This is a genomic window from Paraburkholderia agricolaris (genome assembly GCF_009455635.1).
GTDB classification, from domain to species: Bacteria; Pseudomonadota; Gammaproteobacteria; order Burkholderiales; family Burkholderiaceae; genus Paraburkholderia; species Paraburkholderia agricolaris.
Genome location: NZ_QPER01000002.1, coordinates 3,818,771 through 3,841,631 on the forward strand (window position 1 = coordinate 3,818,771; position 22,861 = coordinate 3,841,631).

Annotated in this window: 19 protein-coding genes; 7 read left to right on the top strand and 12 right to left on the bottom strand. The window is 62.8% G+C overall.

Features of this window, described 5'->3' with window-relative positions; translation table 11 throughout:
- Positions 1-7: 7 nt before the first annotated feature.
- The 8 genes from GH665_RS38255 to GH665_RS38290 all read right to left on the bottom strand — a co-directional run bounded on the left by GH665_RS38255 (position 8) and on the right by GH665_RS38290 (position 8,057).
- Positions 8-1,447, bottom strand: coding sequence for an NAD-dependent succinate-semialdehyde dehydrogenase (locus GH665_RS38255; RefSeq protein WP_153142164.1), 1,440 nt, complete (start codon positions 1,445-1,447; stop codon positions 8-10).
- Positions 1,444-2,481: an aldo/keto reductase gene (locus tag GH665_RS38260; RefSeq protein WP_153142165.1), complete on the bottom strand. Its 1,038-nt coding sequence runs from the start codon at positions 2,479-2,481 to the stop codon at positions 1,444-1,446. Before GH665_RS38260 ends, GH665_RS38255 begins: the two co-directional genes overlap by 4 nt.
- Positions 2,482-2,563: 82 nt before the next feature.
- Entirely contained in the window at positions 2,564-3,088 is a 525-nt protein-coding gene (gene fae, locus GH665_RS38265) for a formaldehyde-activating enzyme (RefSeq protein WP_028196048.1), read from the bottom strand.
- Between the two features lie 625 nt (positions 3,089-3,713).
- Entirely contained in the window at positions 3,714-4,004 is a 291-nt protein-coding gene (locus tag GH665_RS38270; protein ID WP_153142166.1) for an H-NS histone family protein, read from the bottom strand.
- 235 nt (positions 4,005-4,239) lie between these two features.
- A complete protein-coding gene (locus tag GH665_RS38275; RefSeq protein WP_153142167.1) occupies positions 4,240-5,439 on the bottom strand; it encodes a serine hydrolase domain-containing protein in 1,200 nt (399 codons plus the stop codon).
- Positions 5,440-5,530: 91 nt separating this feature from the next.
- A complete protein-coding gene (locus tag GH665_RS38280) occupies positions 5,531-5,734 on the bottom strand; it encodes a hypothetical protein (protein WP_106352257.1) in 204 nt (67 codons plus the stop codon).
- A 508-nt stretch (positions 5,735-6,242) separates the two neighbouring features.
- A complete protein-coding gene (locus tag GH665_RS39375; protein WP_153142168.1) occupies positions 6,243-6,503 on the bottom strand; it encodes a hypothetical protein in 261 nt (86 codons plus the stop codon).
- An 87-nt stretch (positions 6,504-6,590) separates the two neighbouring features.
- The gene (locus GH665_RS38290; RefSeq protein ID WP_153142169.1) at positions 6,591-8,057 is read right to left on the bottom strand and encodes a sigma-54 interaction domain-containing protein; all 1,467 of its coding nucleotides are present in this window, start codon (positions 8,055-8,057) and stop codon (positions 6,591-6,593) included.
- Positions 8,058-8,368: 311 nt separating this feature from the next.
- Between GH665_RS38290 and GH665_RS38295 the strand changes: the two genes are divergently transcribed.
- A complete protein-coding gene (locus GH665_RS38295) occupies positions 8,369-9,769 on the top strand; it encodes a GntP family permease (protein ID WP_153142170.1) in 1,401 nt (466 codons plus the stop codon).
- 12 nt (positions 9,770-9,781) lie between these two features.
- Here the strand turns inward: GH665_RS38295 and GH665_RS38300 are convergent, their stop codons facing one another.
- Complete coding sequence (locus GH665_RS38300) at positions 9,782-13,291, bottom strand: ATP-binding protein (protein WP_153142171.1); 3,510 nt, start codon at positions 13,289-13,291, stop codon at positions 9,782-9,784.
- 299 nt (positions 13,292-13,590) lie between these two features.
- Here GH665_RS38300 and GH665_RS38305 point away from each other — a divergent pair, with 299 nt between their 5' ends.
- The 6 genes from GH665_RS38305 to GH665_RS38330 all read left to right on the top strand — a co-directional run bounded on the left by GH665_RS38305 (position 13,591) and on the right by GH665_RS38330 (position 21,043).
- Complete coding sequence (locus GH665_RS38305) at positions 13,591-15,294, top strand: methyl-accepting chemotaxis protein (RefSeq protein ID WP_153142172.1); 1,704 nt, start codon at positions 13,591-13,593, stop codon at positions 15,292-15,294.
- A 487-nt stretch (positions 15,295-15,781) separates the two neighbouring features.
- Entirely contained in the window at positions 15,782-16,033 is a 252-nt protein-coding gene (locus GH665_RS38310; RefSeq protein ID WP_007178686.1) for a hypothetical protein, read from the top strand.
- A gap of 343 nt (positions 16,034-16,376) precedes the next feature.
- A complete protein-coding gene (locus tag GH665_RS38315) occupies positions 16,377-17,369 on the top strand; it encodes a DedA family protein/thiosulfate sulfurtransferase GlpE (RefSeq protein ID WP_153142173.1) in 993 nt (330 codons plus the stop codon).
- Between the two features lie 93 nt (positions 17,370-17,462).
- Positions 17,463-19,175, top strand: a complete 1,713-nt coding sequence (locus tag GH665_RS38320; protein ID WP_153142174.1) for an FAD-dependent oxidoreductase — start codon at positions 17,463-17,465, stop codon at positions 19,173-19,175.
- A gap of 157 nt (positions 19,176-19,332) precedes the next feature.
- Positions 19,333-19,620 (top strand): hypothetical protein, encoded by a 288-nt coding sequence (locus GH665_RS38325; RefSeq protein WP_153142175.1) that lies wholly within the window; start codon positions 19,333-19,335, stop codon positions 19,618-19,620.
- Positions 19,621-19,819: 199 nt separating this feature from the next.
- A complete protein-coding gene (locus GH665_RS38330; protein WP_153142176.1) occupies positions 19,820-21,043 on the top strand; it encodes a winged helix-turn-helix domain-containing protein in 1,224 nt (407 codons plus the stop codon).
- A 33-nt stretch (positions 21,044-21,076) separates the two neighbouring features.
- Here GH665_RS38330 and GH665_RS38335 read toward each other — a convergent pair whose 3' ends face one another.
- The 3 genes from GH665_RS38335 to GH665_RS38345 all read right to left on the bottom strand — a co-directional run bounded on the left by GH665_RS38335 (position 21,077) and on the right by GH665_RS38345 (position 22,831).
- The gene (locus GH665_RS38335; RefSeq protein ID WP_153142177.1) at positions 21,077-21,676 is read right to left on the bottom strand and encodes a LysE family translocator; all 600 of its coding nucleotides are present in this window, start codon (positions 21,674-21,676) and stop codon (positions 21,077-21,079) included.
- A 95-nt stretch (positions 21,677-21,771) separates the two neighbouring features.
- On the bottom strand, positions 21,772-22,029 hold the full coding sequence (locus GH665_RS38340; RefSeq protein WP_028196034.1) for a hypothetical protein: 258 nt from the start codon (positions 22,027-22,029) through the stop codon (positions 21,772-21,774).
- Positions 22,030-22,165: 136 nt separating this feature from the next.
- On the bottom strand, positions 22,166-22,831 hold the full coding sequence (locus GH665_RS38345) for a helix-turn-helix domain-containing protein (RefSeq protein WP_153142178.1): 666 nt from the start codon (positions 22,829-22,831) through the stop codon (positions 22,166-22,168).
- Positions 22,832-22,861 lie beyond the last annotated feature (30 nt).

The following is a 22,861-nucleotide window of genomic DNA, read 5'->3' on the forward strand; positions in this document are numbered from 1 at the left end:
GTCGGGGCTAGCCGCGCAGGCCGCCCATCATCATGTACTTCAGTTCGGTGTATTCATCGAGACCGTACTTCGACCCTTCTCGCCCGAGGCCCGATTGCTTGACGCCGCCGAACGGCGCAACTTCGGTCGATAAGATGCCTTCGTTGATGCCGACCATGCCGCTTTCCAATGCTTCGCCGACCCGCCATGCGCGAGCCAGATCGCGCGTATAGAAATAGGCGGAGAGACCGAACGGGGTGTCGTTGGCGGCCGTGATCGCCTCCTCTTCCGTGAGAAACCGGAAACACGCCGCGACCGGCCCGAAGGTTTCTTCCGACGCGATCAGCATCGAAGCAGATGCATTCGCCAATACCGTGGGTTCGTAGAACGTGCCGCCGAGCGCGTGCGGCTTGCCGCCGGTCAGCACGGTCGCGCCTTTCTGCAGCGCGTCGGCGACGTGCGCTTCCACCTTGCGCAGCGCCGCCTGATTGATCAGCGGACCTTGCTCGACGTCGCCCTGTAACGCATTGCCGACGCGCATCTTGCGCACCGCCGCGGTCAACGCCTGCGTGAACGCGTCGTAAATGCCGTCTTGCACGTAGAAGCGGTTCACGCACACGCAGGTCTGCCCTGTATTACGGAATTTCGATGCCATCGCGCCTTGCACGGCCGCGTCGAGGTCAGCATCGTCGAATACGATGAACGGCGCGTTACCACCCAACTCCAGCGACAGCTTCTTCAGCGTGTCCGCCGATTGCTTCGCCAGCAGTTTGCCAACGCGTGTCGAACCGGTGAACGACAATTTTCGCACCACCTCGGACGCCGTCAGCACGCCGCCGATTTCGATCGCGTCGCCGGACACGATGTTGAACACGCCGGCCGGAATCCCGGCCTTCTCAGCGAGCACCGCCAGTGCGAACGCCGACAACGGCGTCTCCTCGGACGGCTTGAGCACCATTGTGCAGCCCGCCGCGAGCGCCGGTCCGGCCTTGCGCGTAATCATGGCGAGCGGGAAATTCCACGGCGTAATCGCCGCGACCACGCCTACCGGTTCACGCGTCACGATGATCTTCGCGTTGGGATTCGGGCTCGGAATCACGTCGCCGTAACTGCGCTTCGCCTCTGCCGCGAACCATTCGAAGAAACTCGCCGCATAACCAACTTCTCCGCGCGCCTCCGCGAGCGGCTTGCCTTGCTCGAGCGTCAGCAGTTCGGCCAGTGCCTCGCGGTGTTCGAGCATCAACTCACCCCATCGCTTGACGCGGGCGCCGCGCTCTTTCGCTGTAAGTTTCCGCCATGCAGGAAGCGCGCGCTCGGCCGCGGCAATGGCCTGGGTGGTTTCCGCGGCACCACCCTTGGCCACTTGAGCGATGACGTCACCCGTCGCCGGATTCAGGACGGGATACCGCGTCGCACTTTCGTACCATTCGCCACCGATATATTGGCCAGTCCGCAAAAACTCATTCATGCCGCTTTCTCCAGGGTTTCGACGAAGCTGCCTTGCGCCAGCCGTGGCTCACGCGCGATGCGTTTGCCGGCGGTGTAGTCGTTGATCAGATCGCACGGTGTGTAATTGCGCTCGAGTTCGAACAGTTCGTCGTCGGACAGCTTCGTGCTCAACGCGGCCAACGCGCTATCGAATTGCGCCGGCGTATCCGCGCCCACCAGCATGCTCGCCACACCACCGTGATTCAGCACCCAGGCCTGCGCGATCTGCGCAGCGGACACGCCGCGCCGCGCGGCCACCCGCGCCACCGAAGCGGCAATCTCACGCGAAGCCACATCGCCATACATCTGTGCGGTGAAGAAGTCAGTCTGGTTGCGCGTCGAATTCGGCTCGCAGGTCAGCAGACCTCGCGCCAACGGACTGAACACCGACACGCCGACGCCCTGATCCTGGCAGTACGGAATCATTTCGCGCTCTTCTTCGCGATAGGCGAGGTTCAGTTGCAACTGCATGTTGATCGGCTTGTGCCAGCCGTTGCGCTCGCACACCTGCATGATCCTGGCGAACTGCCACGTGTACATCGTCGACACGCCGACATAGCGAGCCTTGCCGGCGCGGACAATATCGTTCAACGCGCCCATGGTTTCTTCGACCGGCGTATTCACGTCGAAGAAATGCAGCATGTAGATATCGACGTAATCCATGCCGAGCCGCGTGAGCGAAGCGTCGATACTGTCCATGACGTGTTTGCGCGAGTGACCACCGGCGTTCTGATACGTGCCCATGTCGTAGCCGACCTTGGTCGTCACAACAATTTCCTCGCGGCGTGCGATGCGTTTCAGAATCCGGCCCACCACTTCTTCACCAACACCGGTCGAGTAGAAATCAGCGAGGTCGATAAAGTTGACGCCGGCTTCGAGCGCATGGCGCACGATCGGCTCGCTTTGCGCCTCGTCGAAAATCCACGGCTTCCATTGCGGCGTGCCCATGTTCATCGTGCCGAGGCACAGACGCGAAACCTTCAGACCCGATTGGCCGAGGCGAATGTATTCCATCGTGCTTGTCTCCTTGCTGATCGCATCCAGTTGCGCAGGCGGTCGCGCGGCACTCACGGCGCGCGAACCGCGTTGCGTGTGATTAACGTTGTTTGGGTGTGTAGAACGGATTCGATACGTCGCGCGCGGCGGCGAACACTTCATCGCGATGCGGCAGGCCCTTCATCGCCGCGAGGATCGCGTTTTTGCACGCACGGTAGTTGTTGTCGAAAACGGCGTCGAGATTGTCCGTGGCCGGATTGACCCAGTTCGCCGACACCACCACCCAATCGTTTTCCGCTTCGGGCGGCAGCGTGCCGTTCTCGAGCGACTCCGCCACCGCCTTCGCAATACCGGCCTGCGAGGCGCCCCACGTCGCGTTGCCGTGGAAGTCACTGCCGATCTGCGCCTTGTTCACGTACAGCGTGAGCGGCTTGGTCGGCACGCCTGGTCTCGCGATCACGACGAACGGCGCGTGCCCCGCGGAAGGCGTCGCCAACGCGGTGGCGAAAGCCTGACCCGCAGGCCCGTTGCGCGGGCCGACGAGCACGTTGATGTGCGCGAGGTTGACACCTGGGCCTTCGAATCCTTCGCCGATAAAGAGTTGCTTGTCTGTCGATACGCTCATGGTCTTTCCGTCGGGGGTGAGTAGATGACCCATTGTGCTGTCGGGTCTTCGCGACCATGTATCGATGAGTTTTGATCCGGGGTATGAGGCGAACTCATCTCCGGGTTTGCCCGAGCACCCTGCATGGCGATAACGCGACGCATCGCGTCGCGCATCCGGACACGCGCAAAGGTGAGGGTTTTCGGGACTCGCGATTGCGAACCTCGAATCGGAATGAAAAGTGAAGACATCGCGAGCCGCTCACGCACTCATGGCGTGAGGTTCGGCGGCTGGCTAACGTCAGGGGAAAAGGTAGCAGGGGAACCAGACGACGCGTCACGCGATGCTTCGCATAGCCTGGGAACGCCCGCCAGCAAAGGCCGGCGCGGGTTTCGAGGAAGGCGGCCCGTTACGCCGGCCCGCTGGGATAAGCGCACCGCAAGGTGCGTCATCCGACAAAACCAGGCTCACCGAAACAATCCATCCTGATACGAGGCAGCGCGCGAAATCCGCGCTGCGCGTTGCAGGCTCCAGCGAAAGGTGAGCGTTTTCGGGACCCTCTCAGCGGTGCAAGAAAAACTCTACGCAAGCTCACTTCAGAAAAATCCGGCGCGTTGCGCGCGCATGCGCGACGCTCGGCACACCTTCAGCCTTCGATCAGAAAGCGCTCCCGATTCTTGCCCACGAGCCAGCCAGGCGAACGGCCTCGGCCGGTCCACGTCTCGCCGGTTTTCGGGTTGCGGTATTTGGCTACCGAAGCGGTCTTGCGTGCTGCCGCATGCTTCCTGGTAAAACCCAGCTCTTCCGCAGTCAGGTCGTAGTCGACAATCTTCTGCTTGATATCGGCGATCGCCTGCGCGATTTCTTTTTCGCGTGCCGCGGCAACTTCCTTATGGAGCTTTTCGAGTTGTGCGGTCAACTGCTTATATGTGGCCATGGCGGGTACTCCGATCGATTTGACGAACCGCTCTGCGCGGACGCCTCAGAAGAAGTCCCCCGCCCCGAAGGAAGTCCCGCGGGGGATTGGAGGACACTATCAGACGAAAAAAGTGCCGGATAGAGAGACCCGCAAGGCGACCCTCGTCAGGCGGCCCACATAAGGTACGTTCGCGCCGGGTGGCACGGTTACCCGCGGTTCAGGATGGCCGGTTCAACTGCCGTGGCCAATGCACTCAATCGTCAATTGCATCGTACACGCGGCGTTCGAAATCGAGCGACATCGGGAAGGGTTCGACAGCCCGCCGCTGAATCAGCATGATACCGATCAGGTTTTCCACCGGATCGGCAAACCAACTGGTGCCATACGCCCCCGGCCAGCCGAACGAACCTGCCGAGCGATAGCCGAGCGGCAACTGCTGCGCCGGATCGTCGACGATAGACAGACCGAGGCCAAAACCCTGTCCCGCCCACATCACCTGGCCGAACGCCGGCACACGACGCTGGTCGCGGGTCAGAAAATTCGAGCGCATCAGATCGACCGAGCGATGCGACAGCAAACGCGTCGAGCCGACGCGCCCCCGCCCGAGCAATAGCTGCGCGAATTGCAGATAGTCCTGCGCGGTCGAGACAAGGCCACCGCCGCCGCTCTGGAACCGGTCAGGATTCGCCCAACTGCTCGCCGACGGATGGTCTTCGATCACGCGCCGCTGCGTGCCCGGCGCGACGCCATAAGCCGTCGCCAAACGCGCGAGCTGCGCGTCGGGCACCCAGAACGCCGTGTCGCGCATGCCCAGCGGTTCGAAGATCCGCGTCCGGAAAAAATCACCGAGCCGCATGCCGCTGACTCGCTCGATCAGCACGCCAAGAATGTCGGTCGCGATGCCGTAGTGCCAGCGCGAGCCGGGTTGAAACATCAACGGCAAACTGGCTATGCGTTTTAACCATGCGTTCGCGTCGCCGCGCGCTTCAATACCGTTGAAGGCCGCCGCGTAAGCCTCGGCCAACGGACCGGTGGCGGTGAAGTGATAGGCATAGCCGGCACGATGCGTGAGCAGATCGAGCACGGTAAGCGGCGTTCTGGCTGGGTCGGTTTCGTCGAGCGGGCCGGTAGGGTCGCGCAGCACGGACGGCGCCGCCAGCTCCGGCAACCACAAGGAAATCGGTGTATCGAGTGCGAGGCGATCCTCTTCGACCAGCATCAGGATCGCCGCGCTCGTAACCGGCTTGGTCATCGAGGCGATACGAAACAGCGTATCGCGCTCCATGGACAATTGCGCCGCTTCGTCACGCAGGCCGAGCGGCTCGAAATAGCCGATTTCACCGCGCCGCCAGACCAGCGAAACGACGCCCGCCACCTCGTCGCGCTCCACATAGCCTTGCATGGCGTTCGTAAGCGCCGTCAGCCTGACGGCTGAAAGTCCTGCAGGTTGCATGCTCCTCCTGATCCCAAGTGTTACGTTCCCTTATTTTTCAGGAAACGTTACCCGATCAGACGGTACACGTCACCCTCCCTCCTGAGGGAGGTCACGCCTTTTTCCGCCCCTCCAATGCCGACAGGGCTGCATCGAGCCGTTTGACGCGACTGGCCTGCGCCGGCACCAGGGCCGCCCCGGACACCAAAGCGATGCGGTTGCGCCAATAGGACAGGGGGATGCGGTCTTCTGCAGAGATATGTGAAATTACATGCTCAAGATGTTCGATATCTTTTTCGAGTTGATGATGATTCATTGTTTTCCCCGGAATTACGCATTGGACTCGTTTAAAAAGCATAAAGCATGCCGCAATTACATCATCCAGCCACTCAAACGGAAAAACTTTCTTGCGCCGTTAATCCGGCCTGCCGTAACTCGGCAAAATCTTCATATATGTTTTAACGCTGAGCCGGCCAGACGAGGATACTGCCCGGAATCTTCACGTTCCGTTAGGTGCCGCACCGACCCGGCTTAATGGAGAACCCGGAGCGCTTTGTGATCGGCATGGACAATATAAGCAATTACTTGGGAGCAGTTCAATAAATACGCAACGCGCATGATAACCGTTTTCAGAAATGCGCATTGGAGCCCAGTATTGATAACGACCATATGCGTATTGGGCAAAGTCAACTGGCCGTATGGCCGGGTTCGGCCGCTAAAAGGAGATTTGCACTGAGAGGGAGATGCCCGCCGTCACGGCTCGCGACGGGGATAAAGAAAGGAAACTGTCACTCGTGTTATGCCAGCTGTTGGCTGGCGTAACGTTATTTTGCGCGACAGGCGTATATCAGACTCAGCGTGCCGTTATCGCTGGATTGGCGCACGACGTCGAAAGCACCGCCACAAGCCGCGTTTGCCTGTTGCGAGCAGGAGTCGGAGCCGACTGGACATTGGACCAGCGTAGTCGGGCGGCCGTCGGATAGAAACAGCGGCGCGCTGCTGCTGCAACCACCCAGAATAGCGATTGCGGGAAGCGCCAGCGCCGCACAGGCCCGGCGCGCGAAAAGGGAAAGGCTGTGTTTCATTTGAAACCCCGATCACGTCTTGTTTTTCGATCACGCGATTGTGCCACGCGGCCATTGCGCTGCGTCATTCGATGACGCCGGACTTTCTCACACCTCGATACCGTATGCCGCAATCTTCTTATAGAGCGTCGCGCGGCCCATGCCGATCTGCATGGCCGTCTCGATCACGCGGCCGCCATTGGCGCGCAAGGCGTCGCCCAGGTAGCGTTTTTCGAATGCGGCCATGGCGTCGCTCCAAGACGTTGCTCCGGGCAACCCTGCCGCTGGGTCCGAAGTGTGCGCTTCAGGGACCATAGATACCTGTGGACGATGGCCGCCATGTGACGGACCGATAAACGGCGCCAGCGCACGCGCATCGATTCGCTCGCTGTCCGACAGCATCACAGCCCTTTCCAACGTATTGCGCAGCTCGCGCACGTTGCCGGGCCAGCCGTACGAACACAGCAGCTGCAGAGCATCGTCCTGCAATTCAAAGTGACTGGCGCCGCGCGCCTGTGTCGACAGGTCCTCCAGCATGGCGTAGGCAAGCGCTTCGATATCGGACAAACGCTCCCGAAGCGCCGGCGCCTGGATTGTCAGCACGTTCAGCCGATAGAACAGGTCTGCGCGGAAACGCCCCGCCGCGACCAGCGCCGGCAAATCGGCAGAAGTCGCGGCGATGATCCGCACGTCCGCGCGCACGATCCGGTTCGAGCCGAGCGGCTCGAACTCCTTGTCCTGCAGCACGCGCAACAGCTTGCCCTGCAAAGGCAGCGGCATGTCGCCGATTTCGTCGAGAAACAGCGTGCCGCCGTTCGCGAGCTCGAATTTGCCGACCCGCCCTTTCCGGTCCGCGCCGGTATAGGCGCCGGGCGCGGCGCCGAAGAATTCGACTTCGAGCAAAGTGTCCGGAATCGCCGCCACGTTGACCGTCACGAGCGGCTGATTCGCCCGCGCCGACCCGCCGTGAATGGCATGCGCCAGCAGTTCCTTACCGGTGCCGGTTTCGCCGAGCAACAGTACGGGCGACTCGAGTTGCGCGGCGCGGCGCGCCTGGCGCTTGACCTCGAGACTCGCCGCGCTCGTGCCGACAAAACTGCCGAACGTGTATTTCGCCCGCCTTGCCTGCGCGAGCGACTGACGCGTCGCGATCAACTCGTCCTGCACGCGGGAATAGTGGGAAAACAGTGGCGTGAGCGCCTTCAGTTCGTCGAACAGCGCGAAACCCACCGCGCCTACCGTTTCACCGGCGTCGTCTTTCAGCGGCAGCCGCGTCACCACCAGCGGCTCGCGGTCTGTTTCGAGGATGTCGAGCAGAATCGGTTTGCCGGTATTCACGACCTCGCGCATCAGACTGTTGGGAATCACTTCCTCGCAATCCCGGCCGATCGCCTGCTGCGGGTCCGAAAAACCGAAGCGCGCCGCGTAGCGCTTGTTGATCCAGACGACGCGCGCCTCGGCGTCGACAATGAACGTGCCTTCACTGAAATTTTCGAACGTCCGGAAGAGCGATTCCATCGCCCGGCGGAGTACGTCGCCGTAAGTGGCAGGAAGGCCCGCCCAGTCGTTCATCATGGTGTCGCTGTCTCCGGCTATCGTTTTAATTATGCTTGTCTCATATCGTAGACAGCTTATCTCATCGGCGAGATCGCCAGCAAGCCTACCCAATAAGGGTTTAACCTCAATTCAACGTACGCTCGGATGATTTGCGTCCCGATTTAGAGACGTTTGGGTACAATCGGCCGCATCACGTTTCGAACTTCGCCTGTGGAATCAACGGGCAGGCCGCTGCAGCGCATGTGGCATGGAATCTGCATTTGCGGGCGCCGGGCCGTCGCTCTCATCGGGACGGCGTACACGTAGAACAACCAAGCTTCGGAGACTCAATGTCCTTTGTTATCGTCCTCGCCGCGCTGGCGTTTCTGATGTTTGCCGCGTATCGCGGCTACAGCGTCATTCTGTTTGCGCCGATCGCCGCGCTCGGGGCAGTGCTGCTCACCGATCCGGGCGCCGTCGCCCCCGTGTTCTCCGGCATCTTCATGGAGAAGATGGTCGGTTTCGTGAAGCTTTACTTCCCCGTGTTTCTGCTGGGCGCGGTGTTCGGCAAGGTCATCGAACTGTCTGGTTTCTCGGAGTCGATCGTGGCCGCGGCCATCCGCTATATTGGCCGCTCGCGCGCCAATGCGGTGATCGTCGCGGTGTGCGCCTTGCTCACCTATGGCGGCGTCTCGCTGTTCGTGGTGGTGTTCGCCGTATATCCGTTCGCGGCCGAGTTGTACCGCCAGAGCAATATTCCGAAACGCCTGATGCCCGGCGCGATCGCGCTCGGCGCGTTCTCGTTCACAATGGATTCGCTGCCGGGCACGCCGCAGATCCAGAACATCATCCCGACCACCTTCTTCAAAACCACCTCCTGGGCCGCGCCCGCGCTTGGCGTGATCGGCTCGCTGTTCATCATCGTGGTCGGCCTCACCTATCTGGAATGGCGCCGCCGCGCGGCAATGGCGACCGGCGAAGGCTACGGCACGGATCTCGTCAACGAACCGGAACGCGTCGAATCGAAGCAATTGCCGCATCCGCTGCTCGCGGTCGCGCCGCTGGTGCTGGTCGGCGTAGCGAACTTCCTGCTGACTCGCTGGATTCCGAACTGGTACGGCGCGTCGTACACCGTCGCACCGGACATCCTGCCGGGTATCCATGCACCGGTCACGACAACGATCAAAAGCGTCGTCGCGATCTGGGCCGTTGAAGGCGCGCTGTTGCTCGGTATCGTGATGGTTGTGGTAACGGCGTTCGGCCGCGTGCGCGAGCGCTTTGCGATCGGCACCAAGGCTGCGGTGGCGGGCGCGTTGCTGGCTTCGTTGAATACCGCTTCGGAGTATGGTTTCGGCGGCGTGATCGCGGCCTTGCCGGGCTTCCTGGTAGTGAGCGACGCGCTGAAGAGCATTCCGAATCCGCTCGTCAATGCCGCCGTTTCGGTAAGCTCGCTGGCGGGTATCACGGGTTCGGCATCGGGCGGCATGAGCATCGCGCTCGCGGCCATGTCCGACACGTTCATCAAGGGCGCGGAAGCGGCGCATATCCCAATGGAAGTGTTGCACCGGGTCGTCGCCATGGCGAGCGGCGGCATGGACACGCTGCCGCATAACGGCGCCGTGATCACACTGCTGGCGGTGACCGGGCTCACGCACCGCCAGTCGTACCGCGATATCTTCGCCGTGACGGTAATCAAGACGCTGGCGGTTTTCTTCGTGATCGCGGTGTATTACATGACCGGGCTGGTGTGACCGCCTGAGGCGTCAGTGCATCGACGCTTCGTCCAATCCGAAGTGATCGCATATCGCCTCATGCAGCGAGATCGAGCGTTCGTCCATCTCGGTTGTCCAACGTTCGCCGTTCTCGCATAGCCGTTGCAGTTCGCGGCACTGCTGTGCGAATCGCTGCTCCTGCACCACGAGGAACCCGCCGGCCGCGCTATGCGCCCAGCCGCCCAAGGCTTCCCGGTCCTCCTCTTCGACGATCGCCAGCAGCCTTGGCAGATCGTTTTGAAGATGCTCTTTGAGCATGGCCATGTAACGCGACTTGTCGTCCGCGCTAAGCGTGTTCACTGGGGCGGCGGCTGAGCCAGCCGCAGTCGGGATCGCAGCCGCCGGCGCAACTCGTGCGGATGCCGCAGCGTGCAGCGCCGCCCCCAACTCGTCCAGCGACGCCGGTTTCGCGACATACCCGCTAAAGCCTCGCTCGCGCCAGCCCTCTTCCTGCTGACTGTCGGTTACCGCGCTAAAAGCCAGCACCGGCAAGTCCGCGTGCGCTTTGCGCAATGCCGCCAGCAACCCGTATCCATCCATGACCGGCATGTGAATATCGGTCAGCACCACTTCGAAATTCCCTTGCTCGAATGCCGCCAGCGCCTGGCGTCCGTCGCCGGCAATCGTCGGCAGGCAGCCCAGCGCATCGAGTTGCTCGACGATCAAAGTCTGGATCAGCGGATTGTCTTCGGCGACCAGCACCGTCAAGCCTTGCAAGGCCGGATTGGCTTCGGAAAGCGGCAATGCGGCGGGAGCCGGCAGCCGCGCCGCCGCGGTCTCGTCAGCCCCCGTGGCGGCCAGATCGACCGCAGCCAGAATCGCCTTGTGGCTGAACTCCGTCACTTCGAGCACGCCGTCGCCACGCGAAACCGGACGATGAGGTCCGGTGCGGGTGATCCACACCACGCCTGCCGGATGCGCCGCACGCAACGATGCAATCGCGTCGAGATCGTATTCGCCGGTGACCACCATCACCTCCGGCCGGTTCACACGCAACCATGCTTGTGCGTTGCGCATCGACCCGACCGTGTGAACCGTCCACCCTACCCGATGCAGGCCGCTGTCGATGATCTTCCCTGACTCGCGTTCCTGCGACACCACCAGCACATTGCCCCGGTGAGCCGGTTCGACGACCGGCTCGCGCAACTCATCCGGAGGCGGTGCGAGCGGGATCGAAACGCTGAACGCGCTGCCGACACCCAGCACGCTCTCGACCGAAATATGGCCGCCCATCAGTTCGCACAGCCGCGCGCAGATCGACAAGCCGAGGCCGGTGCCGCCATAGCGGCTCGAGGTGCTCGCTTCGCCCTGCTCGAACGGATTGAAAATGCGCGCCACCAGCGTCTGGTCCATGCCGATGCCCGAATCGCAGACCCGGCAGATCAAAATCGGGCGGCCCTGGAGGTCGTCCTTCACTTCGGCACTCAACGTGATCTTGCCGCACGACGTGAACTTGAACGCATTGCTCAACAGGTTGTTGACGATCTGCGCAATGCGCGTGCGATCGCCGCGCAAGACCTGGTTAAGCGTCGGCGACAGATGCGAATAGAAGCGAATCGCGCGATCGCCTGTCATCGGCGCGTAGGAAAGCGCGATATTTTCCAGATCGTCGATTGGCCTGAACGACTCGCTCACGAGTTTCATCTCACCGGCGTCGATCTTCGAAAAGTCGAGAATATCGTTGACGATGCCGCGCAGCGCACCGGCCGCCACCTCCAGCGTGGCGAGCCGTTGCGTGTGCGCTTCGAGACCCGGGGTCCGCGCGAACAGTTCGAGATTGCCGAGCAGCGCATTCAACGGCGTACGGATTTCGTGGCTCATCGACGCGAAGAAATTCGAACGCGCCCGCATCATGCTCTCGGAGTGCTGCTGCGCGAGCCGCAGTTGCTGTTCAAGCGCATGCTGCGCGGTCACGTCGAGAATCGCACAGAACAGGACGTCTTCGCCGGCATAACGCGCGGCAGCGTAAGTGAATTGCAGAAACTGCGCGGGCGGCGCTTCGCTCTCGTCCGCCGGCGGTTGTGCCTGCGGCTGCAGTTGCGGTTGCGCTGCCGGCTGCGATAAATGCGCAGCGGGTGGCGAGGATCGCGCCGGCGCGACGAAAGCGGCGACCTTTGCAAACGCCATCACGGAAGGCTTGTCCGGCGCCTGCGCCGAGAACTCGCCGACGATATGCGGCGGCAAGCGGTTGCTGCCCGGTTCGATATGCAGCAACTCGCCGGCCAGCGCATTGGCGGTGAGAATTGAAAAATCGCTTTGCCGAACGATGCATAAACCAATCGGCGTCGCGCTGACGAGAATGTGATTGATGGTTTCGCTTTCCAGCGCACGGGTGGTTTCGGCGTACGTCTTCTGTAACAGACGCAGCCCCCATAGACGGGCGGTTAGCGCGATGGATCCCAATACGAGAAGGGCAAGACCGGCAAGTGCCGCCAGTTGCCAGCGCAGCGCCCAGACTAACGCCCGCCACGGCAGAAAACCCACCATTGAGCCGAATTCCGGCGTGAGCGGCTCGGCCAGCACAGCGCCCTCGCGCGTGTAGCGATAGCCGTCGGAGGGCATGTCGACAACGATGTCCCGCAGCATTTGCGACGTGCCCGCATCGACCGGCGGCGACGACACAATCACGCGTCGATCCGGCCTCATGAGCAGCAGCGTCCCCTCGGCCGCCGGACGGGTGAAATAGTCCGGTAATCCGCTAACAGGGATACTCGTCGTGATGAGCGCGACCGGTGTGTCGCCGTCATAGTAGGCGCTCACGGCGGCGATCACCGCTATGCCCTGCAACGGTTCACGATAGGGACCGAGCCAGATAAGCTCGCCTTTGCCTGGCACGCGCTTGCCGGTTTGAGCCTGCAACTGGCGCTCGATCGAGTCGCGCAGCGTGCCGATGGTTTCCGGTTGCGGCAACAGCGCATCGGTGCCGGATGCGGCACCCGGCGCGTCGACTGCGGGAAGCATGACCGCGTAGTCTTCGTTCAGTCCGACCAGCATGGCACGCTGGCGCAACGCGAAGGCCTGCTCGGTCGCCAGCGTCGACACCCCGGTCTGATACAGGCGCGAGAGTTTGACATTCAACTGCGGCCCCCAGGCCGCCCGGGTCGCATCGCCGACCAGCAGATCGACATGCGCGCCGCCCATCTCCACGAGGCTGCGTGCCGCTCCCGTTTTCTGCACCGATTCCACCATGCCCTCGGGTAACGGCAACTTACCTTCGAACGTGCCGTAGTAAGCCAGCGTCAGCTCTGCGCGTCGCAAGAAAGCCTGCTCACGATGCAGCAGCGCGGTGATATCGGCGGCATTCTGCGTGGCGAAGGCGCGCCGGTAATCCAGTTGTTTGGCCGCGGCGAGCACGGCCAGGAGCAACGTGAATATCACCACGATCAGCATCAACGATCCGATCGTCGCGAGATACAGGCGCTGTTGACGCTTCGCGCTTTGCGCGAGCGAAGCAAACGCGTGGGCCAGTGACTCCTGAGTCCGGTCGAGGATCTTCTGCATCGGGTCGCTTGAATAGCGGATTCGCGCAGGCAGACCACTGCGGGTATCGGGGGCAACGAAATACGTCTGCAGGCCTTGTCCGGCGCAGTGTAACGCTTTTGAAGGGCCCGGGAAACGCATCTGGCACCCGTTCCGCCGACGACGCAACGCGCATGAAGATAACCTTGCGATAACGGCACAGCGGGCGATAAACCTGAGTGGTTTACTGGGAAACCCTCAAGCCCACGGGGTTAATGCCGTTATTCCTTGCATAGATGTAAGGACCGTGCGGACGCGCGTCCGCACCTGCAAGGAAAGCCATGCGCAACAATCAGCCTGTCACCGGGCAAGAGTACGAATTCCCTTCGTCACAGATGCTTGTTTCCGCGACCGATCTGACCGGCCGCATCCAGTATTGCAACCCGGCCTTCATCGCCGTCTCGGGCTACACGCGCGAAGAACTGATTGGCCAGCCGCACAATCTGATCCGTCATCCCGACATGCCACGCGAAGCCTTCGCCGACATGTGGGCGACGATCCGCGACGGCCGCCCGTGGACCGCGCTGGTCAAGAACCGCCGCAAGAATGGCGACCACTACTGGGTGCACGCGAACGTCACGCCGGTGGTCGAAAAAGGCACCGTGGTCGGCTATCTGAGCGTGCGTGTGAAACCGGAACGCGACGCGGTGCGCGCCGCCGAAGCCCTGTACGCGCGCATCCGCACCGGCGCGTCGCGCGCGTTCAAGCTGCATCGCGGCGTGGTCGTGCGCACGGGGGTGCTCGGCCGTGTGCAATCGCTGATGCGCCTGCCGGTCGCGACGCGTGCGGCGGTCGGCTATGCGATCACGCCGCTGGCTTTGTTGCTGACCGGCCTCGCTGCATGGGGAGGCACGCCGCCCGTGCCGTTCTGGATTGCGTTCGGCGTCACCGCCGCGTTCAGCCTGCTGTCATGGCGGATGCTGACACGGCAACTCGCCGAACCGATTCGCGACATGTCCGGTTTCGCGACCCGCCTCGCCGCGGGCGACCTGACCGCCGATCTGGTGATCGCGCGTCACGACGATCTCGGCGACGTGCTGCAGGCGTTGAATCAGTTGAAGGCAAATCTTGCGGCGATCGTCTACGACGTGCGCGCGCAGATCACCGGCATGCTCGACAATGCGCGTGAAATCTCCAGCGGCAATGTCGACCTCGCGCGCCGCACCGAATTGCAGGCGGCGTCGCTCGAAGAGACGGCGGCCACCATGGAACAACTGACCACCACCGTGCAAGCCAACGCCGATGCCAGCGTGCGCGCGCTCGATCTGGCGAAAGACGCGCAAGCGGCGGCGGCCGTCGGCGGCAAGATCGCGGGTCAGGTCGAGCAGACCATGGCCGGTATCACGGCGGCATCGAAACGCATTGCCGACATCACCGGGGTGATCGACGGCATCGCGTTCCAGACCAACATTCTTGCGCTGAATGCCGCTGTCGAAGCAGCCCGCGCGGGCGAAGCGGGCCGCTCGTTCGCGGTCGTCGCGGGCGAAGTGCGGATGCTGGCGCAACGGTGCGCGGCGTCGTCGAAGGAAATCAAGACGGTAGTCGAGGCGAGCGCGACCGAAGTGGCGCTCGGCACGGAACTGGTTGCCCGCACCACCTCGCAGATGCGCGTGATCGATGAGGCAGTGAGCCGCGTGTCGTCGATCATCGTCGACGTGGCGAATGCGAGCAGCGAGCAGGCCGAGGGGATTCGCCAGGTCAACCAGGCGGTCTCGCATCTGGACGGCGCCACGCAGCAGAACGCCGCACTGGTCGAACAGGCGGCCGCCACGGCGCAACGTCTCGCGGAGCAGGCCGACGTGCTGGACGAAGCAGTGCGCCTGTTCACGGTCGCCGATGCAACGCCCGCGCCGCGTGCCGCGCAACCGGTGCCCGCGCACCATGCGGCGCTGCATGTGACACCTAAGCCGGCGCCCGGATTCAGGCACGACACAGCGCACGCAATGGCGCCCGAAGCCCGGCAGGAAGAAGCGACTTTAATCTGACGGATCGGCGTTACTCCCACCTCGACAGCACAGAATTGGCGCAGCACGATGACAGCGTCAGCGCTCAGTTGGTTGTAAGGACACGCTGACCCGAGTAACAACGGCGTTTAGCAGCCCGCCCCTCCAGGGACGGGCTTTTTTTTGCGCGTTGTTTCCGGTGCGGCGCCCGGTCTTAACCGAAGCGCGCGTCAGCACCATGACAGCCAAGGAGAAGGGTTGCACCGCCACGGGGCACGAAAAATGAAACCGTCGCGGCGGGGAGTCGCGTTAAACTGGCTGTTCACGATCGGGCGGCCCACGATCGGGCGGCCGTCACGGTCCGCGTTGCCCAGCGGGCCCCGCCAGCTATTGGCCAGCACAGCGCGGCGCCCGGCAGGCAGGCAGATAGGTGGAAGGGCAGACTCCCAGATGTGAGCGCGGCGCGACAGACGGCGCGCCGGCCTGCCCTTACAATGGTTCGATCAACAACGGAACAAGGACAACCTCGATGCGCACTACCGGGTCCTCCGGGTCAATGGCCCTGCTCACCGAATACGACGACGCAACGGCGCGCGAACTCCGCTCGCTGCGCCTCGAATCGACAGAAGACGGCAAAGGCATTCTTCTGATCGAGGTCGATGAGCGCAAGCCAGGCATTCACCGCGAAGTGCGCTACGAAATCACGCCTGCCGAACTGATTGCGGCCATTCGCGCGCACGGCGCGGAGTTGCCGGGCGAACAGCACAATCATCGCCAGTAAAGCTGTCGCGTTCGGCATTGCGCCTGTCACGTGCAATAAATGCCTTACGCGGCCTCTGCACCGCCAAGCCTGGTTTGTGAACTGCGGGACGCCCTACGGGCGTCCGTAGCGCATTATTCGCCGCTCACGGATGGCGTATGCTTCAATCAATTCCGTTTTATTCGATTCGCGCAGTTAATCCGCATTTTTAGTCGGCCAGGCCGGTTGCGGCCCGGCTTTCAAGCGCCAGATAGCGGCCTGTTTGCCGAGCGTTTGCACGTCTTGAAAATGCGTCCATAATCTTTACATTCTCCCTTGCCTTTCCTACCAGCGCCGTGCTCGAAAGGGCTGCGGATGTAAGCCGATGCTACATGATCTCGTCGAGCAATATGGACCGGCGCTCGTCTTCGCGAACGTGCTGGCGGCCTCGCTCGGGCTGCCGGTGCCGGCGATGCCGTCGCTCGTGCTGTTCGGGGCGATGGCAGCCATGCATCCCGGCTCAGTGGGTACGCAACTGATGCCGGTCCTCGTGTTGTCGATATTCGCCACGCTGATCGGCGACAGCGCCTGGTATCTCGCCGGCCGTATGTACGGCGGCAACACGCTGAAAGCGATCTGCCGTCTTTCCCTATCGCGCGACACCTGTGTAAAAAAGACCGAACGCTTCTTCGGCCGCTGGGGCGTGCGCGTGCTGACCGTGGCGAAGTTCGTGCCGGGCCTCTCGATCGTGTCGATTCCGATGGCCGGCGCCATGGGCGCGCGCTACCGCACGTTTCTCACTTATGACGGTATCGGCGCAGCTTTGTGGTCGGGCACCGGCTTGATCATCGGCGCGTTGTTCGCCAAGCAGATCGACATGCTGTTCACCATGGCCGGACGGCTCGGCCGCACCGCCGCGCTGGTGGCCGTCGCGTTGCTGCTGCTGTATGCCGCCTACCGTTGGATCCGCCGGCGCCAGTTGATCGCCAAGCTGGCGACCCAGCGCATCGAAGTCGACGAACTGGGCAAGCTGGTCGCGGCCGGCAAAACGCCGATACTGTTCGACATCCGCTCGCAGGAAAAGCGCGCACTCGATCCGTTCGTGATTCCGGGTTCGCAATTTGCCGACGAGCGGCAGCTCGACGAGATCGTCGCGACGTACCCGCACGATCAGAAGGTGGTGATTTACTGTTCGTGCCCAAACGAAATATCCGCGGCATGGATGGCCAAACAGATGAACGAAGCCGGCTTCGCCGACGTGCTGCCGTTGCGCGGCGGCATGGAAGCCTGGCGCGACTCGGGCAGAGCGGTGGACGCGCTGCCCGGCATGGCACCGCCCGACGTGGCGGTCGACGATATCGCGCCAAAGGCCGTGTAGCGCAGCAGCGCATTCATACCGGCGCCCTCGCGCGCCCGCGCCGCTTCGCCCCCCGTGCCGATCAATCCGGATGAACACAGAAGGAGCGGTTCAATGCTGTCGACTCAAGAAGCTGAAGGGCAACAAGCCGTCGTCGCCGACGCGCCGTTTTCGTCGCTCTCGACGCGCATGCATCAGATGTTCCCCGAACTCACGTGCACGGAAATCGACCGTCTGCGCCGGTTCGGCGAAGTGGGCCACTGGGAAGCCGGTGAGCTGCTGTTCGAAACCGGCCATACTGGTCCCGGCATGTTCGTGGTGTTGAAAGGACACGTCAAAATTTATCAGCGCGACGGCATTGGGCGCGAGGTCGTGATTGCGGAACACGGCGCGGGGCACTTTCTCGCTGAAGTCGGTCAACTGTCGGGGCGACCCGCACTTGTGAACGGCATGGCTGTCGACGCGGTCGACGCGCTGCTGATTCCGCCGGTCAAGCTGCGCGCGTTGATCGTCGCCGAGGCCGAACTTGGCGAGCGCATCATGCGCGCGCTGATCCTGCGGCGCGTGTCGCTGATCGAAAAAGGTGCGGGCGGTCCGATCCTGATCGGCAATAGCCGGGACTCGAGGCTTGTGATGTTGCAAGGCTTCCTGTCGCGCAACGGTCACCCTCACTCGGTCATCGACGAACGCGACGAAGACGCACTGCGTCTGATCGAGCAATTCGCCGCGCAGAAGGAAGACATGCCGCTGGTGATCTGCCCGGACGGCTCGGTGCTGCGTCACCCCAGCATGCCGGAACTCGCCACCTGCCTCGGCTTGCTGCCCGATCTCGACGATTCGCATGTATACGACGTCGCGATCGTCGGCGCGGGGCCGGCGGGCCTTGCGACGGCCGTGTACGCGGCCTCCGAAGGCCTCTCGGTCATCGTGCTCGACAGCCGCGCCCCAGGCGGCCAGGCCGGCGCCAGTTCGCGGATCGAAAACTATCTCGGCTTTCCGACTGGTATTTCCGGCCAGGCGCTGGCCGGCCGCGCCTTCGTGCAGGCGCAGAAATTCGGCGCACACGTCGCGATTCCGGTCCACGTGAAAGCGCTGCATTGCGGGGAGTCGCCGTACCGGCTGGAGCTCAAGTGCGGCGGCCAGATCACCTCCCGCGCGATCGTGATCGCGAGCGGCGCGGTCTATCGGCGCCCGGCGCTGGAAGGGCTCGACCGCTTCGATGGGCGCGGCGTCTATTACTGGGCGTCGCCGGTCGAAGCCAAGCTGTGCAAGCGCCAGGAGATCGTACTGGTGGGTGGCGGCAACTCGGCGGGCCAGGCGATCGTCTATCTGGCGACACACGCGGCCAAGGTTCACGTGCTGATCCGCCGCAGCGGCTTTGAAGCCACCATGTCGCGCTATCTGATCGACCGGATTCGCTCTCTGCCGAATGTGTTCGTGCACCCGAACTCGGAAATTGGCCGGCTTGAAGCGGACGAAATCGGCCTCGCGTCGGTCGTCTTGAAGAAGCCGCTGCCGGACGGCACCGAAAGCTTCGATACGCGGCATCTGTTCCTTTTCACCGGCGCGGACCCGAATACCGACTGGCTGCGCACCTGCGGCGTGGCGCTGGACGACAAGGGCTTCGTGCTAACCGGCACCAGCGTGGACGGTGCATCCGTGTGCGATCTCGCGACTACCGTCGATGGCGTCTATGCGATCGGCGACGCGCGCGCCGGCTCGACGAAACGCGTCGCGGCGGCGGTCGGCGAAGGTGCGGCGGTTGTCGCGCAGATCCATCAACTGCTGGCCGTGTCGGCGGGAGAAGCGGTCGCATTGGGGGCTTGAGCCCCTTGCTGGAAGACGCGCAGACCCGGCGGGCCGCCGGGTAATCTGCTGTTACACACGCCTTCAACTGGTTGCACCTGCTTTGCTTTCTGTTCCGTAAGATCATCGTCAGCCATTCGACAGTGAATGGCTGACTCTTTCGGAACAGGAGACAAGCATGATCCAACGCGCGATCTTTTTCGCCGCCTTCGGCCTTGCCGCCGCCTGCGCCTCGACCTCTTCCCTGGCGCGGGTGGACGTCGGCGTGTTCGTCAACACGCCGGGCCCCGTGTACGCCCAGCCGCCAGTGGTTTATGCACCCCCACCTGTGTATGCGCCGCCGCCGGTGGTTTATGCGCCGGTGCGGCCGGCGTACGGCTATGGGTATCGGGGCGATTACTACCGCGGGTATCGTGGGCACCATGACCATGGCCGCCACCGCGGCTGGGATCGGCACCATCGGTGAGATCGGCCATGTCCGGTCGGCCGCGTTGCCTTGCATCACGCCATGCGCCGGTCGTGCCGCACGCCGATCCGCCTTCCGTAATCGCGCTACAGTAGCGGCTGCTGATCCTGGCCGGACCTCGCGTCCGTTCCCATCGCCGTCACGGGTGACCGAAACTCGTGACTCAAGTCCGTAGCTCAAGTCTGTGACCGACGCTCACGTGAAGACTCTTCCTCTATCCGCCGCGCGCACCCTGCATCTGGCCGCGCAAGGTTTGCTGACACCGCCGCGCCGCAAAGCCGTCAAGGTTGACGTGCTCGACGCCATCCGCCGCATGGCGCAATTGCAGATCGACACGATCCACGTGGTCGCGCGCAGTCCGTATCTCGTGCTGTTCAGCCGGCTCGGCGCGTATCCGCAGCAATGGCTCGACGAACATCTCGCCGAAGGCAACCTGTTCGAATACTGGTCGCATGAAGCCTGTTTCGTGCCGACCGAAGACTACGGCCTGCTGCGTCACCGCATGCTCGACCCGAGCGACATGGGCTGGAAGTACGCCGCCGAGTGGCACAAGAAGCATCGCAAGGACATCGATAAACTGCTGGCGCATATTCGTGCGACGGGCCCGGTGCGTTCAGCGGACTTCGTCCGCGAGGCAGGCAAGAGCAACGGCTGGTGGGACTGGAAGCCGGAGAAACGCCATCTGGAAGTGCTGTTCGCGATTGGGCAACTGATGGTGGCCGAGCGGCGCAATTTTCATCGCGTCTACGATCTGACCGAACGCGTATTACCAGATTGGGACGATGCGCGCGACCTGCCGCCGCGAGAAACCGTCACTGCGGAAGCATTACGCCGCACCTGCCGCGCGCTCGGCGTCGTACGTGCCGATTGGGTCGCGGATTATTACCGGCTGCCGCGCCGCCCCTATCGCGACGAACTGCGAGCACTCGCCGACCAGGGAGAGTTGATTCCGGTGCAAGTGGAGGGCTGGAAGCAGGACACCTTCGTCCATCATGAATTCGCGCCGATGATCGACGACGCGGCGACCGGCAGGCTCGCGTCAACCGTCACCACGGTGCTGTCACCCTTCGATCCGGTGGTGTGGGACCGCAAGCGCGCCGCCGCGCTCTTCGATTTCGACTATGCGATCGAATGCTACACACCGGCGGCAAAGCGCAAATACGGCTACTTCGTGTTGCCGCTTTTGAGCCGGGGGCGCCTGGTCGGCCGCGTGGATGCGAAAGCGCATCGGACCAACGGCGTGTTCGAACTGAAATCGCTGCACATCGAACCCGGCGTGCGATTCAGCGCGAGGCTTGCGGGCGATCTGCGCCGGGCTCTGCAACGCTGCGCGGACTGGCACGGCACACCGCAACTGGAAATTGCCTCGGCGCCGCCGGAATGGCTTGAAGCGTTAAGCGCGGACAGCAGGATGGAAGCGTAACCGCGCAACAGCCGCGCTCGACCATCCGCGCTCTCAATGCAGCGCCGCCCACGCGAGCGACAACGAAAACACGCCGAGCAAAATCGACGCGCCGCGCTGCATCTTCACCGGATTCAGCCAACTGAGCTTACCGCTGCCAAGCGCCGCACCAAACGCGATCCATGCAAGTGCAATCGGCACCAGCAGGCAGGCGAACATCAGCATCGCCACGGCATACGCGGAAACATGGACAAACGCGACGGCGGGGAAGATCGTACCGGCGAACAACAAGCCTTTCGGGTTGAGCAACGTCGCCACGAACAGCGTGCGCATGCCGCTCGCCTGGTGGGCCGATTCGGGCAAAGCCACCGCCGCGCGCCACATATCAACAGCGAGATACGCGATGTACACCCCGGCCGCCACGCGCAGCAGCGACGGCAACCACGGCAACGCGTGTTCGGCTTGCGCGAGAAAATGTCCCCACACTGAAATCGACACGAGATAGCCGGCCAGTTCGGTAGCGATCAGCGGCAACGAGCGCTGCATGCCCTGGCGCAACCCGGCCGCAGCGAGCAGCGTATTGGTTGGGCCCGGCGTAACCAGTACGACGATAATGCCCACCGCCAGCAACGCGATTTCAGACGAGGAAAGCATAAAAAAGGCGCAATGTTATAAACAATGCGCCTTTTTATCACAGAGTGAAGCGCCGCCGAAATGACGCGGCGCCTGCGATCCGAATCACGCCGCCTTCAGCGCTCCAGCTTGGCGCGCAATTCGCGAGCGGCTTCCAGCAGCCCCTGATAACCCGAACGTGCGTGCTCCGGCAGGTCGGGATCGCCGACGAACGCGCCGAGCGTTTCGATCAGGCTATACAGAATGCCCTTTGCAGCACCCGAAGCAATGCTGCCTGACGACACCTGCTGATCCACGTGACTGAGCGCCGCATCGAGGTGTTCCAGATCGGGCCGGTCGCCCGGGGGAGGCTGAGGCGTTACGTCTTGCGTCATGATGAAACATCTCTCCGTTTAATGCATCGGTAAACAAAACCATTCTTTCATGTTGTTATATACCGATCGTGCCCCGCCGTCCATTCGTGATCGGACCCAGCACGATTCACGTCAGCGATTCTTCGCCGCACGAACGTTATCTGCTCTTGACCCTCACGCGATAAGCACAGCGCCGCGCGCCAAAAAGCACATGCTCCTCGCGCTCGATCGAGCCTTCCTCGCCGACGATCTCCGTGAACAGTTGCAACTCCGTGCGGCAAAAACCCTGGCAGGTGCGCGCTGCCGCGCAGATCGGACAGTGGTTCTCGAGCAGCAGCCAGTCGCGTCCGTCTTTTTGCAATTCGGCCATATAGCCGTCGGCGCTGCGCAGCTCCGCCAGCCGCGTGAGCCGCGCCTTGAGACTCTTGATCGGCTTGAGCGCGGAGAGATAGTTCGCGCGCGTTTCTATTGCGCGCTGATCGATCAATTTGTCGAGCCCGTCTTCGCCGAATAACTGGCGGATCGAACCGAGCAATTGCACAGTCAATTGCGAATGCGTGTCCGGAAAGCGCGCGTTGCCCGCTTCCGTCAAACCCCAGCTTTGACTCGGCCGCCCCGGCCCCGCCTGCGACGCCTGGCGCCCTTCGATCAGGCCGTACGGCAGCAGCTTCTGGATCTGCTGCCGTGCAGCTTCGACGGTGATGCCGAGTTCGCTCGCGATCGACGCCGTCGACAAAGGCCCCTGCGTCTTCAACAGATTCAGGATGCGATCCACCGGTGCGGACGTTGGCACGGCCTGCGCGTTCACCGTCGAATTTTCCAAGCTTTCATTTGCATATCTCATCGGAGCACA